Consider the following 14107-nt stretch of genomic DNA (forward strand, 5'->3'; position numbering starts at 1 on the left):
GCGACCGTCGACAGGGGCTGAGGCGCCCCCCGCGAGGCGGACCGGGTTCAGGGGCAGGTGTGCGGGGGCGTGATCAGAGGTTCACGCCGTGCGAGCGCAGGTAGGCGACGGGGTCGATGTCCGAGCCGTAGTCGGGGCTGGTGCGGGCCTCGAAGTGCAGATGCGGGCCGGTGACGTTGCCCGTGGCGCCGGACAGGCCGATCTGCTGGCCGGGGGTGACCGTCTGGCCGACGGAGACGCCGATGGACGACAGGTGGCCGTACTGGGTGTAGGTGCCGTCGTTCATCTTGATCACGATGTTGTTGCCGTACGCGCCGCCCCAGCCGGCCTCGACGACGGTGCCGGAGCCGACGGAGTGCACCGAGGTGCCGGACGCGGCGTGGAAGTCCACTCCGGTGTGGGTGCCGGAGGACCACAGGCCGCTGGACGCCTGGTAGCCGGTGGAGACATACGAGCCGGTGACCGGCAGCACGAACATGTTCAGCCGCCTGCGCTCGGCCTCGCGCGCCGCGCGCTCCTTGGCCTCGCGTTCCTGCTTGGCCTTCTTCGCGGCCGCCTCGGCCTTGCGCTTCGCCTCGGCCGCCTGACGCGCGGCCTCCTTGCGGGCCTGGGCCTCGGCCTGCGCCTTGGCGGCGGCCTCCTCGGCGGCGCTCTGCTGGCTCTCCGCCTGGGCCTGGACCTGGTCTGCGAGCTGGTCGTCCATGGCGACCGCCTGGCGCAGCCCGGTGTCCTCAAAGCCGCGCGGGTCGTCCGCCGCCGCGAGGGCGGGGGCGGCGAAGCCGGCGACCACGCCGGAGGCGGCCAGCGTGGCTATGCCCGCGAGATTGGCGTTGGAACGGGCGGTGCGGGGGGCCCGGGTGGGGCGGCGGTGCTTCCCGGCGGTACGGGTGAACGCCATGGTCCGGCGCACTCCTTTCCTTCCTCTCGCCTACCGGGTTAGCTGACGGGTTCGGAGCAGGAAGGTCTCCTACGGGCCCCTCCCCCACGCGGGGAAGGCGTCCGATTCACCCCTGGGGATCACCCGTCCGGCGCCGCTGCGGCGACGGGCGAGGTTGGTTCCCCGGCTCCCCTGGCTCGCGCCGTACGGGGACTCGGCGATGGTTGCCCGTGCCGCGGATGCGGCGTGTCTCGGGCGGACAACCGAACTGACGCTAAGCGTGATCGCATTCGTTCACCAAACGGTTCCGCTTTTTTGTTGGTTTCCCCACAGACACGATCACCCAGACGAGCAATCTCTGCCACAAAGCGGACGAAACGATCGAGGAAACGACCGACAAAAAGAGACCCTGGCGCCTGAAGCGGCGCCAGGGTCCTTGTCACGAGGGCCTGTTGCTCCCGGGTCGGGTCGGCCCGTCGGCCCGTCGATCTGTCAGTTCGTCGGTCTGTCGGCCTGTCAGCCCTGGATGACGCGCACCTCGCCGATACCGAGCGCCTTGACCGGCTCCTCGATCTGCGAGGCGTCACCGACGAGCACCGTGACCAGCCGGTCGGCCGGGAAGGCGCTCACCACCGCGGCGGTCGCCTCCACCGTGCCGGTCTCCGCGAGGCGCGCGTACAACTGCGCCTGGAAGTCGTCCGGCAGATGCTGCTCGACCTGGTCGGCGAGCGTGCCCGCGACGGCGGCCGCCGTCTCGTACTTCAGCGGGGCGACCCCGACCAGGTTCTGCACGGCGACATCACGCTCGGCGTCCGTCAGGCCCTCCTCCTTCAGCGTGCCCAGCACCTTCCACAGGTCCTCCAGGGCGGGGCCGGTGACCTCGGTGGCCACCGAGCCGCTGATGGCCAGCATCGCGGCGCCAGTGGCCCCTCCGGAGGCGTCCGGAGCCGCGGAGCGGAGCACCTGGCCGAAGGCGCGCACGCCGTACGTGTAGCCCTTCTCCTCGCGCAGCACGCGGTCGAGCCGGGAGGTGAGGGTGCCGCCCAGGCAGTAGGTGCCCAGCACCTGGGCGGGCCAGACCCGGTCGTGGCGGTCGGCGCCGATCCGGCCGATGAGCAGCTGGGTCTGCACCGCGCCCGGCCGGTCGACGATGATCACGCGGCCGGTGTCATCGGCCGTGATCGGCGGCATGGGGCGGGACTCGGCGGCGCCGCCCGTCCAGGCGCCGAGGGATTCGGCCAGCGCCTTGTCGAGGTCGACACCGGCCAGGTCGCCGACGACCACGGCGGTCGAGGTGGACGGGCGGACATGCGTCTCGTAGAAGGCCCGCACGGCCGCGGCGTCGATGCCCTCGATGGTCTCCTGGGTGCCCTGGCGCGGCCGGGACATCCGGGACTCGGCCGGGAACAGCTCCTTGAACAGCGCCATCGAGGCGCGCCGGGCCGGGTTGGCCAGCTCGTGCGGGATCTCGTCCAGGCGGTTGCGGACCAGCCGCTCGACCTCGCCCTCGGGGAAGGCGGGCGCGCGCAGCGCGTCGGCCAGCAGGCCGAGCGCCTTGGGCAGCCGGGAGACGGGGACCTCCAGGGACACCCGGACGGCGGGGTGGTCGGCGTGGGCGTCCAGGGTGGCGCCGCAGCGCTCCAGCTCGGCGGCGAACTCCTCGGCGGTGTGCTTGTCGGTGCCCTCGGACAGGGCGCGGGCCATGATCGTGGCGATGCCGTCGAGCCCGGCCGGCTCGGCGTCCAGCGGGGCGGCGAGGTTGATCTCCACGGCGACGACCTGCTGGCCGGGGCGGTGGCAGCGCAGCACGGTCAGCCCGTTGGACAGCTCGGTGCGCTCGGGGGCCGGGAAGGCCCACGGCCTGGCGGCACCCGCCTGCGGCTGCGGGTGGAAGGTCATGGTGGTGGCGGCGTCGCTCACTGGGCCGACTCCCCTTCTGCGTCGTTGTCGTCGGCTGCTGCGTCGTGGTCGCCGTCGGCGGCGACGTCGGCCTCGGCCTGCTCGGCGCCCTGGACCGGCTCGTAGACCAGTACCGCGCGGTTGTCGGGGCGCAGCCTGGCCTGGGCCACGGCCCGCACCTCCTCGGCCGTCACCTGCAGGACGCGCGACACGGCGGTCAGCGCCAGCTGCGGGTCGCCGAACAGCACCGCGTAACGGCACAGCTCGTCGGCGCGGCCGCCGACGGTGGCCAGCCGGTCCAGCCACTCGCGCTCCAGCTGGGCCTGGGCGCGCTCCATCTCCTCCGGGGTCGGCCCCTCCTCGGCGAACCGGGCCAGCTCCTCGTCGACGGCGGCCTCGATGTCGGGGACCTCCACGCCGCCGGAGGTCTTCACGTCCAGCCAGCCGAGCGAGGGGGCGCCGGACAGCCGCAGCAGGCCGAAGCCCGCGGCCACCGCCGTACGGTCCCGCCGCACCAGGCGGTTGTGCAGGCGGGAGGACTCCCCGCCGCCCAGGACGGTCAGCGCCAGGTCGGCGGCGTCGGCCTCGCGGGTGCCGTCGTGCGGCAGCCGGTAGGCCGCCATCAGGGCGCGGGCCGGGACCTCTTCCTCGACGACCTCGCGCAGCTGGCCGCCGATCACATCCGGCAGGGTGCCGTCGCGGGGCGGGCGCTTGCCGTCGTGGGAGGGGATGGTGCCGAAGTACTTCTCGATCCAGGCCAGGGTCTGCTCGGGGTCGATGTCGCCCACGACCGCCAGCACCGCGTTGTTCGGCGCGTAGTACGTGCGGAAGAACTCGCGGGCGTCCTCCAGGGAGGCCGCGTCCAGGTCGGCCATCGAGCCGATCGGGGTGTGGTGGTACGGGTGGCCCTCGGGGTAGGCCATGGCGACCAGGCGCTCGAAAGCCGTGCCGTACGGCACATTGTCATAGCGCTGGCGGCGCTCGTTCTTGACGACGTCGCGCTGGTTCTCCAGGCTCTCCTCGTCCAGCGCGGTCAGCAGCGACCCCATGCGGTCCGCCTCGAGCCACAGCGCCAGCTCCACCTGGTGGGTCGGCATGGTCTCGAAGTAGTTGGTCCGCTCGAAGCTGGTCGTCCCGTTGAGCGAGCCGCCGGCGCCCTGCACCAGTTCGAAGTGGCCGTTCCCCGTGACCTGCGCCGAGCCTTGGAACATCAAGTGCTCGAAAAGGTGAGCCAGACCCGTACGCCCCTTGACTTCGTGGCGCGAGCCGACGTCGTACCACAGGCAGACCGCCGCGACCGGGGTCAGGTGGTCCTCGGAGAGCACCACCCGCAGGCCGTTGGCCAGCCGGTGCTCGGTCGCTGTCAGGCCGCCGGAGCCGGCTTGTTCCGTGGCCGTGTGACCCATGGGCATGTACGTCCCTTCGATCGCGTGATGGAGCGCGTGCGAGCCGCTTGAAGTGCGGTCCTGTCACTGTATGCAAGCGCACCGACATCTGGCGAAGTTCCCGCCGGGGAATCTCGCGGAGGGGGCGTTGTCAGTAGCCCGTTCCACACTTGTCGGTGGCCCGGTCCACAATGGTCGGCGTCAGATCCCGCCTCGGCAGTTGAAGGAGCCGCAAGCGCGATGGCCCGCCGCAGTACGAAAACCCCTCCGCCGGACGATTTCGAGGAGCGCATCCTCGACATCGACGTCGTCGACGAGATGCAGGGCTCCTTCCTCGAGTACGCGTACTCGGTGATCTACTCGCGCGCCCTGCCCGACGCCCGGGACGGGCTCAAGCCGGTGCACCGGCGCATCCTCTACCAGATGAACGAGATGGGCCTGCGGCCCGAGCGCGGCTTCGTCAAGTGCGCCCGGGTCGTCGGCGAGGTCATGGGCAAGCTGCACCCCCATGGCGACGCGTCGATCTATGACGCGCTGGTGCGTATGGCCCAGCCCTTCTCGATGCGGGTGCCGCTGGTCGACGGCCACGGGAACTTCGGCTCCCTGGGCAATGACGACCCGCCCGCGGCGATGCGCTACACCGAGTGCCGGATGGCCTCGGCGACGTCGCTGATGACCGAGTCGATCGACGAGGACACCGTCGACTTCGCGCCCAACTACGACGGCAGCGAGCAGGAACCGCTGGCGCTGCCCGCCGCCTACCCCAACCTGCTGGTCAACGGGGCGTCCGGGATCGCGGTCGGCATGGCGACCAACATGGCCCCGCACAACCTGGGCGAGGTGATCGCCGCCGCCCGCCATCTGATCAGGTACCCGGGCGCGGACCTGGACGCCCTGATGCGGTTCGTACCGGGCCCCGACCTGCCGACCGGCGGCCGGATCGTGGGCCTGGGCGGCGTCCGGGACGCGTACGAGAAGGGGCGCGGCACCTTCAAGATCCGCGCCACGGTCTCCGTGGAAACCGTGACGGCGCGCCGCAAGGGCCTGGTCGTCACCGAACTGCCCTTCACGGTCGGCCCCGAGAAGGTCATTTCGAAGATCAAGGACCTGGTCGGCTCGAAGAAGCTGCTGGGCATCGCGGACGTCAAGGACCTCACCGACCGCGAGCACGGTCTGCGCCTGGTCATCGAGATCAAGAACGGCTTCAACCCCGAGGCCGTGCTGGAGCAGCTCTACAAGCTGACGCCGATGGAGGAGTCCTTCGGCATCAACAATGTCGCGCTGGTCGACGGCCAGCCGCTGACGCTGGGGCTCAAGGAGCTGCTGGAGGTCTATCTCGACCACCGCTTCGATGTGGTGCGGCGGCGCAGCGAGTTCCGGCGCGGCAAGCGGCGGGACCGGCTGCACCTGGTCGAGGGGCTGCTGGTCGCCCTGCTCGACATCGACGAGGTCATCCGCATCATCCGCTCCAGTGAGAACGCGGCGCAGGCGAAGCAGTCCCTGATCGCCCACTTCGAGCTCTCCGAGGTCCAGACGCAGTACATTCTGGACACTCCGCTGCGCCGGCTGACCAAGTTCGACCGGATCGAGCTGGAGTCGGAGCGCGACCGCCTCAAGTCGGAGATCGAGGAGCTGACCCGGATCCTGGATTCGGACGCCGAGCTGCGCAAGCTGGTGTCGGCGGAACTGGCCCAGGTGGCCAAGAAGTTCGGCACGCCGCGGCGCACCGTGCTCCAGGAGTCGGCGGACGCCCCGGTGACCGCGGTGCCGCTGGAGGTCGCCGACGACCCGTGCCGGGTGCTGCTGTCCTCCACCGGCCTGCTGGCCCGCACGGCCAACGGTGAGCCGTTCCCCGGCGAGGGCCAGGCCAAGCGCACCAAGCACGATGTGATCCTCTCGGCGGTCCCGGCCACGGCCCGCGGGGACCTGGGGGCGGTGACCTCGACCGGGCGGCTGCTGCGGCTCGCCGTGGTCGATCTGCCGATACTCCCCGAGACGGCCGGCGCGCCGAACCTGGCGGGCGGGGCTCCGATCGCGGAGTTCCTGTCGCTGGAGGACGGCGAGGAGCTGATCTGCCTCACCACGCTCGACGAGTCCTCACCGGGGCTCGCGATCGGCACGGAGCAGGGCGTCGTCAAGCGCGTGGTCCCCGACTATCCCGCCAACAAGGACGAGTTGGAGGTCATCGGCCTCAAGGAGGGTGACCGGATCGTCGGCGCGGTGGAGCTGCGTACGGGCGAGGAGGACCTGGTCTTCATCACCGACGACGCGCAGTTGCTGCGCTATCCGGCGAGCCAAGTACGGCCGCAGGGCCGCCCGGCGGGTGGCATGGCCGGTATCAAGCTGGGCGCGGGAGCGAAGGTGATCTCGTTCACGGCCGTCGACCCGGCGGTCGACGCGGTGGTGTTCACGATCGCCGGCTCGCGCGGCACCCTCGACGACTCGGTGCAGCAGTCGGCCAAGCTCACTCCGTTCGACCAGTACCCGCGCAAGGGCCGGGCCACCGGCGGGGTGCGCTGCCAGCGGTTCCTGAAGGGCGAGGACTGCCTGGTCCTGGCCTGGGCGGGCGCGACACCGGCCCGCGCGGCCACCTCGACCGGCACCCCGGTGCCGCTGCCGGAGCCCGACCCGCGCCGCGACGGCTCGGGGGAGGCGCTCGCCAAGCCGGTGGCGGTGGTCGCCGGTCCGGTGTAGCGGGCCCGGCCCCCGGCAACCGGTGCAGCGGCCGAAGCGGCCGGGCCGTACGTCTCGCGCGTACGGCCCGGCCGCTTCGGCCGTTCGGGCGTCTTCGGCGGTACGGGGGTGTGCTGGACCGTTCGAGCGTCTTCAGCGGGTGAGCAGGTCCCGCAGGGCCTTGGCGATATCGGCGGGGGCCTCCTCGGCCATGAAGTGACCGCAGGTGACGGTCGTGTGCCGCAGATCGGGCGCCCAAGCGCGCCACAGCGCGGCGGCGTCGTAGCCGAGGGCGGCGCCCCAGTCCTGCTGGAGCACGGTGACCGGCATCCGCAGCCGGTGGCCGGCGGCGCGGTCGGCCCGGTCGTGGTCGGTGTCGATGCCGGCGGAGGCCCGGTAGTCGGCGACGATCGAGGGCACCGCCTCACGGCAGGCGTCCAGGTACGCGGCGCGGACATCGGCCGGGATGGCCTGCGGGTCGCCCGTCCACAGGTCGAGGAAGTGGCCGAAGAAGAGGTCCGGGGCGGCCCCGATCAGCCGCTCGGGCAGTCCGGGCGGCTGGGCCATCAGATACAGGTGGAAGCCCACGGCGGCGGTGGTGCCGTGCAGCGCCTCCCACATGTCCAGGGTCGGGAGCACATCGAGGCAGGCCAGATGGGTGATGGCCGCCGGGTGGTCGAGGGCGGCACGGAAGGCGACCAGGGCGCCGCGGTCGTGCCCGGCCAGAGCAAACCGTGTGTGGCCCAGGGCGCGGGCCAGGGCCACGATGTCGGCGGCCATGGTGCGCTTGGCGTAGCCGGTGCCGTCGGGGTCGGCGGGCTTGTCGCTGGCGCCGTAGCCGCGCAGGTCGGGGCAGATCACGGTGTGGTCGGCGGCGAGGTCGGCGGCGACGTGCCGCCACATCAGATGGGTTTGGGGAAAGCCGTGCAGCAGCACGATCGGGGTGCCCGAGCCGCCGACGGCCGCGTGGAGGGACACGCCGTCGGCGACGGGGACACGGTGGTGAGCGAAGCCGGCGATGGCAGGCGGCATGGTTCCGCCCCTTTCAGGAGATTTCCGAAGTGATCAGATGTGGTCAGACGTCGTCAGCGTGCCGGGCGCGAATGAGCATCGGATGAGCGCGTTACCGTGACCGGGGGCGTTGCCCCGGAAAGGGTGGTCCGGCGTGCGGTTCCTGTTCGGAGTGCTGGGTCCGGTGGCGGCCTGGGACGGGGCCGGGGACGCGATCGCCTTGAAGGGGCCGCGACACCGCGCGGTGCTGGCCCGGCTGATCGTCGCCCGCCGCCGGGTCGTCCCGGTCCGCCGCCTGGCCGAGGACCTGTGGCCGGAGGAGCCCCCCGCCGACGCGGTGGGCGCGATCCGCACCTTCGTGGCCGCGCTGCGGCGCACTCTGGAACCGGAGCGCCCGCCCCGCGCCCCCGCCCGCCTGCTGGTCACCGAGGGCCCGGGGTATGCGCTGCGCGCCGACCCGGGCGCGGTGGACGCCTGGAGCTTCGAGCGGGCGGTGACCGCCGCCGCGGCGCTGCCGCCCGAGGACGCGTTCGCGCGGCTGGACGAGGCGCTGGAGTGGTGGCGCGGGCCCGCCTACGCGGAGTTCGCCGACGAGCCATGGGCCCGCGCCGAGCGCTCGCGCCTCGCCGAGCTGCGACTGCACGCCGTCGAGCGACGCGCCGAGGCCCGGCTCGCGCTGGGCCTGGCCGCCGAGGCGGCGGCTGACCTGGACTCCCACGTGGCCGAGCACCCCTGGCGCGAGGACGCCTGGCGGCTGCTGGCCCTGGCGCTGTACCGGTCCGGCCGCCAGGGCGACGCGCTGGCGGTCCTGCGCCGGGCGCGTACGCTCCTCGCCGAGCAGCTGGGGGTGGATCCGGGCCCGCGGCTGCGCGGCCTCGAGGCCGACATCCTCGGCCACGCCGACCACCTCGCCCCCGGCCCAGGCCCGGGGTCCGGGGCGGCCGACCGGGTGTGGGCGCGTACGGCGGCGGCCTACGACCGCACCGTGCCCTCCGGCGCCCGGGCACGTCTGGAGTCGACGGTGGGTCTGCTGCGCAGCCTCGCGGTGACCGGTGGCAGCGGCCTCCAGACGGCCCGCCACCACCGCGTGGCGGCCGTCGCGGCAGCCGAGGAGCTCGGCGACGCGGAGCTGACCGCCCGTGTGATCGGCGCGTACGACGTCCCGGCCATCTGGACGCGGCTCGACGACCCGGAGCAGGCCGCGCGGGTCGTCGCGGCGGCCGAGCGCGCCCTGTCCGCCCTGCCGCCCGACGGGCACGACGCGCCCCGGGCCCGGCTGCTGGCCACGATCGCCCTGGAGTCGCGGGGCACCCGCGCGGCGCGCGGGCCGCAGGCCGCCCGGCGGGCGGAGGAGATCGCCCGCCGCCTGGACGATCCCGCGCTGCTGGCGTTCGCCCTCAACGCCACGTTCATGCAGACCTTCCACCGCGCCGGTCTGGCGCCGCGGCGGGACGCGATCGGCGCCGAGCTGATCGCCCTGTCCGCCCGGCACGGCCTGACCACCTTCGAGGTCCTGGGCCACCTCATCCGGCTCCAGGCCCGCGCCGCCCTGGCGGACTTCACCGGAGCCGACCGCCACGCGAGCGCCGCGGACCGCCTGGCCGAACGCCACGAGCTGCCGCTGGTCGGCGTGTTCACCCAGTGGTACGCCGCGCTACGGCTCGCCGCGACCGGTCCGACGGCGGAACAGGCGGAAGTGGGGGCGCCGGAGGCGGCCTACCGGGACGCCGCCGCGCGGCTGGACGGGGCCGGTATGCCCGGTCTGGAGCGCGGTCTGCTGCCGCTCGCGCTGCTGTGCCTGCGCGCGCGGCACGGGCTGCCCGCCCAGGCCGACGAGCACGGCGACTGGGGACCGTACGAGCCCTGGGCCCGCCCCTTGGTGCTGCTGGCCCAAAACCGCCGCCCCGAGGCCGCGGCGGCGCTGCGCGAGACCCCGGACCCGCCCCGTGACCTGCTGTTCGAGGCCCTGTGGTGCCTGACGGCCCGGGCGGCCCTCGCCGTCGGCGACCGGGAGACGATGGAACGCGCCCACCGCGAGCTCGCCCCCGCGGCGGCGGAGCTGGCCGGGGCGGGCAGCGGGCTGCTCACCGTGGGCCCGGTCTCGACGTACCTGGCCGAACTCGCCACGGCCCTGCGCGCCACCGAGCGACGCGGCTAGGAGCCCGCGCCGTTGCGCCGTGCGCGCAGCTGGTGGAGGGCCGCCCGGGCGCCGGGGTGGCCGCTGTCCGCCGCCCGGCGCAGATGCCGCTCCGCCTCGCCCAGCCTGCCGAGATCCATGTACAGGGTGCCGAGCACCACCATCGCCTGGGTGTCCCCCGCCTCGATCGCCCGGCCGAGCCAGCGCGCGGCCTCGGCGTACGCCCCACGGTGGACGAGTCCGATGCCGTGGACCGTCATCCCGCGCGGATCCCCGGCCTCGGCCGCCTCGCGGGCCAGCGCCTCGGGGATCGGCCGCCGCTGCTCGTACGCCGCGCCGACCATCGCCTCGAGCACCGGGCCCAGGGGCGCGGCCCCGCGCCTCCCCCGGCGTCTGCGCCACCACGCGCACAGCCCCGTGCGCACCCGCAGCCCCATACAGAACGCGCCCCCTCCCGCCCCCGTTCGCGCACCCCCGTACGAGCCCCCTCAAGCCCGCAAGCGCCATTTTCCCGCCCTGCCCGCCCTCCCGGAACCCGGCCGCGACCGGCAGAAACGTGCCTCTTGCCGCCGAAGGCGCGCCTTCGGAGGACCAAGGTCACAAGAGAGGTTAGGCTTACCTTCGTGAGCACGTGCGCGACCGCCTCCCGTGATCTGTCCGAGCCGCTCGCCGGGACGGCGACCGCCGCCACCACCTGGCTGCTGCTCGAACAGCCCGGCCCCTGGGGTGCCGAGGCCCTGACCGCCAGCCATCTGGCCCCGGCCGTCGGCCGCGCGCTGGAGCGCGCCACCAAGGACACCGGCGTCCGCGTCGCGCTGATCCGGCGCCCCGGCCGGCACGCCGACTGCCACACCCACCCCCGGCAGCGTGTCTTCGTCGCGCACACCCGCCCGGGCCGCTCCTGGATCCGTACGACCGCGCTCACCGAGCCCGAGCGGCTGCTCGCCCTCGACTTCGCCGCGCTGGGCGCGGGCGACCCGGGCGGTCTGCGCCCCGCCGCCGCGGGCCCCGACCAGGGGTGGGAGACGTACACGGGCGACCCCTTGGTGCTCGTGTGCACCAACGGCAAGCGCGACCGCTGCTGCGCCCTGCTCGGCCGGCCGCTGGCCGCCGAGCTGACCGCCTCCGGGGTGCGTGGCACCTGGGAGATCACCCACATCGGCGGCCACCGCTTCTCGCCGACGCTCATGGTGCTGCCGTACGGATACGCCTACGGGCGGGCCACCGCGCGGTCCGTGCAGGACGTCCTGGACGCGCTGCGGGAGGGCAGGGTCGTCAGCGAGGGCTGCCGCGGCCGGTCCACCTGGGATCGCCCCGGCCAGGCCGCCGAGCTGGCGGTCCGCGAGCTGACCGGCGAGGCGGGGGCGGACGCGCTGACCGTGCTGCGGACCGAGGGCGCCGCCCCCGCCTGGAACGTCACCGTCGAGCACGCCGACGGACGGCGGTGGCGGGTCGGTGTCGTGCAGATCGCCAGCGCGCCGCCGCGGCCGGAGAGCTGCGGGTCGGTGCTGGGCTCCCCGGCCCGTATGGACGTCATCGGCGTGCGGGCGGTGCGCGCCGGGCGCCCGGCGCCGACCGTCGCCGCGGCCGCGCCCGCGGCCGTGACACGACCGTCAATTGAGGAACCCCCACGGCGAGCGACCACCTCCGCGAGAGCGGCGCGGATCTAGCCGCAAGGCGCCGCCTGGCGCCGTGCAGCGGACCCGTGCTTGGTTACCCTCCTTGCCATGAGCGCCGCGATACCCAGGGGGCCGCGTGCCGAGGCTCCAAGGTGGCGCATCGGCTGGCCCCGCCGTGTCTTCTCCCAAGTGCTGCTGATGCAGCTGACCATCGCCACGGGCGTCATCGTGCTCGCGACCGGCCTCTTTCTCTCCCGGCTCGGCTCCCAGCTGGACGACCAGGCCATGCGCCGCGCCCTCGCCATCGCCCAGACCACGGCCTCCGCCCCGGGGCTCCCCGACGCGCTCGTAGCCACCCGGCCCACCCCCCACGGCCCGGTCCAGGCCCAGGCGGAGCGGATCCGCCGGGCGACCGGCGCCGAGTACGTCGTGATCATGGACAAGCGGGGTGTGCGCTGGTCGCACACCTCGTCCGAGGAGATCGGCCGGCATGTCTCCACCGACCCCAGCGACGCCCTCGCCGGCCAGGAGGTCATGGAGATCGACAACGGCACGCTCGGCCGCTCGGCCCGCGGCAAGGTCCCGCTGCGCGACGAGGACGGCCGCATCGTCGGCGCCGTTTCGGTCGGCATCTCGTACCAGAGCGTGCGCGACCGGCTCATCGGCGCGGTGCCGGGGCTGCTCGCGTACGCGGGCGGCACGCTCGCGGTGGGCGCGGTGGCGGCGTACGTGGTCGCCCGCAGGCTCCGACGCCGCACCCACGACCTGGCCTTCTCCGATATCTCCGCGCTGCTCGCCGAGCGTGAGGCGATGCTGCACGGCATCCGCGAAGGGGTGCTGGCCCTGGACGCGCGCGGCCGTATCCGGCTGGTCAACGACGAGGCGCAGCGGCTTTTGGACCTGCGCGCCGAGGACACCGGGCGGCCGCTGGACGAGGTGCTGCCGCCGGGCCGTACCACCGATGTGCTCGCCGGGCGGGTCACCGGCTCCGATCTGCTGACCGTCAGCGGCGGCCGGGTGCTGGTCGCCAACCGGATGCCGACGGACGACGGCGGGGCCGTGGCCACCCTGCGCGACCGCACCGAGCTGGAGCGGCTGGGCCGCGAGCTGGACGGCACCCGGGGGCTGATCGACGCGCTGCGCGCCCAGGACCATGAGCACGCCAACCATCTGCACACCCTCCTCGGGCTGCTGGAGCTCGAGCTGTACGAGGAGGCGGTGGAGTTCGTCACCGAGGCGGTCGGGGTGCACCGGGCCACCGCCGAGCAGGTCACCGAGCGCGTCCACGACCCGCTGCTGGCCGCCCTGCTGGTCGGCAAGGCCACGGTCGCCGCCGAACGCGGCGTCTCGCTGCGCATCGCCCCGGGGACGCTGCTGCCGAACCGGCTGGTGGACCCGCCGGGCCTGGTGACGATCGTCGGCAACCTCCTCGACAACGCGCTGGACGCGGCGGCCGGAACGGCCGATCCGCTGGTCGAGGTGGAGCTGTCCGCCGACGACAGCACGGTCGTGCTCCGGGTCTCCGACAGCGGGCCCGGTATCCCGGCCGACCGGCGCGACGTCGTCTTCGCCGAGGGCTGGTCGACGAAGGAACCACCCGCACACCGCAAGCGCGGCATCGGCCTGGCGCTGGTGCGCCGCCTCGCCGAGCGGCAGGGCGGCAGCGTGCGGGTGGCCGACCGGGACGGCGGAGGCGCGGAGTTCACGGTGGTGCTGCCCGAGGCGCTGGCCGAGGAGCCGAGCGAGCCCCGGCTGAGCACGACAGGAGAGCCGCGATGAGGGAGGTACGGAGGTGACGGACGTGAACCGCGCGGGCGGCGCGAGTGGCGCCATTAACGTGCTGGTCGTGGACGACGATGTGCGTGTGGCCCGGGTCAACGCGGCGTATGTGGAGAAGGTGCCCGGCTTCCGCGTCGCGGGGCAGGCGCATACGGCCGCCGAGGCGCTGGCCTTCCTGGACCGTGCCGAGGTCGACCTGGTGCTGCTCGACCACTATCTGCCGGACGAGACGGGCCTCGCGCTGGTGCGGCGGCTGCGCGAGCGCGGCCACCACACCGACATCATCATGGTGACCGCCGCCCGCGATATCGCGACCGTGCAGGCGGCGATGCGCCACGGCGCGCTGCAGTACCTGGTCAAACCCTTCACCTTCGCCGGGCTGCGCGCGAAGCTGCAGGGCTACGCGGCGCTGCGCCGCGCGCTGGAGGGCGGCGGCGAGGCCGGGCAGGACCAGGTCGACCGGATCTTCGGCGCCCTGGGCGGCGCCTCGGCCGGTCCGGCGGAGCTGCCCAAGGGCCACTCCGCGCTCACCGCCGACCTGGTACGGGAGGTGCTGCGGGGGGCCGAGGGCCCGCTCTCGGCGCAGGAAGTCGCCGATCGGTCCTCGCTCAGCCGTCAGACCGCCCAGCGCTATCTCAAGCTCCTGGAGCGCACGGGCCGGGTCCGGCTCAGCCTGAAGTACGGCGAGACGGGGCGCCCGGAGCACCGCTACGTATGGGTGTGAGGC

10 protein-coding genes and 1 riboswitch are annotated in these 14107 nt (G+C 73.8%); of the genes, 5 read left to right on the forward strand and 5 right to left on the reverse strand.

The features are described from left to right. Nucleotides 1-73: 73 nt before the first annotated feature. The 3 genes from ACH4U7_RS18060 to ACH4U7_RS18070 all read right to left on the reverse strand — a co-directional run bounded on the left by ACH4U7_RS18060 (nt 74) and on the right by ACH4U7_RS18070 (nt 4188). A complete protein-coding gene (locus ACH4U7_RS18060; protein WP_398528860.1) occupies nt 74-898 on the reverse strand; it encodes a M23 family metallopeptidase in 825 nt (274 codons plus the stop codon). 12 nt (nt 899-910) lie between these two features. Next, nucleotides 911-1107: riboswitch (cyclic di-AMP (ydaO/yuaA leader) on the reverse strand. A 286-nt stretch (nt 1108-1393) separates the two neighbouring features. Continuing rightward, entirely contained in the window at nt 1394-2776 is a 1383-nt protein-coding gene (locus tag ACH4U7_RS18065) for a M16 family metallopeptidase (RefSeq protein WP_398528965.1), read from the reverse strand. 17 nt (nt 2777-2793) lie between these two features. Beyond that, nucleotides 2794-4188, reverse strand: a complete 1395-nt coding sequence (locus ACH4U7_RS18070; RefSeq protein ID WP_398528861.1) for a M16 family metallopeptidase — start codon at nt 4186-4188, stop codon at nt 2794-2796. Nucleotides 4189-4401: 213 nt separating this feature from the next. Here ACH4U7_RS18070 and ACH4U7_RS18075 point away from each other — a divergent pair, with 213 nt between their 5' ends. Next, complete coding sequence (locus ACH4U7_RS18075) at nt 4402-6855, forward strand: DNA topoisomerase (ATP-hydrolyzing) subunit A (protein ID WP_398528862.1); 2454 nt, start codon at nt 4402-4404, stop codon at nt 6853-6855. Between the two features lie 132 nt (nt 6856-6987). On the opposite strand, the gene ACH4U7_RS18080 is transcribed toward ACH4U7_RS18075, so the two are convergent. After that, a complete protein-coding gene (locus ACH4U7_RS18080; protein WP_398528863.1) occupies nt 6988-7866 on the reverse strand; it encodes an alpha/beta fold hydrolase in 879 nt (292 codons plus the stop codon). A 133-nt stretch (nt 7867-7999) separates the two neighbouring features. Between ACH4U7_RS18080 and ACH4U7_RS18085 the strand changes: the two genes are divergently transcribed. Further along, complete coding sequence (locus ACH4U7_RS18085) at nt 8000-10003, forward strand: BTAD domain-containing putative transcriptional regulator (RefSeq protein WP_398528864.1); 2004 nt, start codon at nt 8000-8002, stop codon at nt 10001-10003. On the opposite strand, the gene ACH4U7_RS18090 is transcribed toward ACH4U7_RS18085, so the two are convergent. Then, nucleotides 10000-10419 carry a sel1 repeat family protein gene (locus ACH4U7_RS18090; RefSeq protein WP_398528865.1) on the reverse strand — a complete coding sequence of 140 codons (420 nt, stop codon included), beginning with the start codon at nt 10417-10419 and terminating at the stop codon, nt 10000-10002. The two genes, ACH4U7_RS18085 and ACH4U7_RS18090, sit on opposite strands and share 4 nt — an antisense overlap. A 186-nt stretch (nt 10420-10605) precedes the next feature. On the opposite strand from ACH4U7_RS18090, the gene ACH4U7_RS18095 reads away from it, so the two are divergent. From ACH4U7_RS18095 to ACH4U7_RS18105, 3 genes are read left to right on the forward strand one after another with little or no spacing between them, the layout of a single operon-like run. Next, nucleotides 10606-11652: a sucrase ferredoxin gene (locus tag ACH4U7_RS18095; RefSeq protein WP_398528866.1), complete on the forward strand. Its 1047-nt coding sequence runs from the start codon at nt 10606-10608 to the stop codon at nt 11650-11652. A gap of 57 nt (nt 11653-11709) precedes the next feature. Continuing rightward, nucleotides 11710-13380, forward strand: coding sequence for an ATP-binding protein (locus ACH4U7_RS18100; protein WP_398528867.1), 1671 nt, complete (start codon nt 11710-11712; stop codon nt 13378-13380). Nucleotides 13381-13393: 13 nt separating this feature from the next. After that, the gene (locus tag ACH4U7_RS18105; protein ID WP_398528868.1) at nt 13394-14104 is read left to right on the forward strand and encodes a response regulator; all 711 of its coding nucleotides are present in this window, start codon (nt 13394-13396) and stop codon (nt 14102-14104) included. Nucleotides 14105-14107: the final 3 nt, after the last annotated feature.

It is taken from the genome of Streptomyces sp. NPDC020845, from assembly GCF_044334165.1.
Taxonomy (GTDB): domain Bacteria; phylum Actinomycetota; class Actinomycetes; order Streptomycetales; family Streptomycetaceae; genus Streptomyces.

Bases quoted from the DNA above. Each gene is read 5' to 3' on its own strand.
- ACH4U7_RS18070 (WP_398528861.1), bottom strand. From the start codon at position 4,188: ATGCCCATGGGTCACACGGCCACGGAACAAGCCGGCTCCGGCGGCCTG.
- ACH4U7_RS18075 (WP_398528862.1), top strand. From the start codon at position 4,402: ATGGCCCGCCGCAGTACGAAAACCCCTCCGCCGGACGATTTCGAGGAG.
- ACH4U7_RS18090 (WP_398528865.1), bottom strand. From the start codon at position 10,419: ATGGGGCTGCGGGTGCGCACGGGGCTGTGCGCGTGGTGGCGCAGACGC.
- ACH4U7_RS18080 (WP_398528863.1), bottom strand. From the start codon at position 7,866: ATGCCGCCTGCCATCGCCGGCTTCGCTCACCACCGTGTCCCCGTCGCC.
- ACH4U7_RS18065 (WP_398528965.1), bottom strand. From the start codon at position 2,776: ATGACCTTCCACCCGCAGCCGCAGGCGGGTGCCGCCAGGCCGTGGGCC.
- ACH4U7_RS18100 (WP_398528867.1), top strand. From the start codon at position 11,710: ATGAGCGCCGCGATACCCAGGGGGCCGCGTGCCGAGGCTCCAAGGTGG.
- ACH4U7_RS18060 (WP_398528860.1), bottom strand. From the start codon at position 898: ATGGCGTTCACCCGTACCGCCGGGAAGCACCGCCGCCCCACCCGGGCC.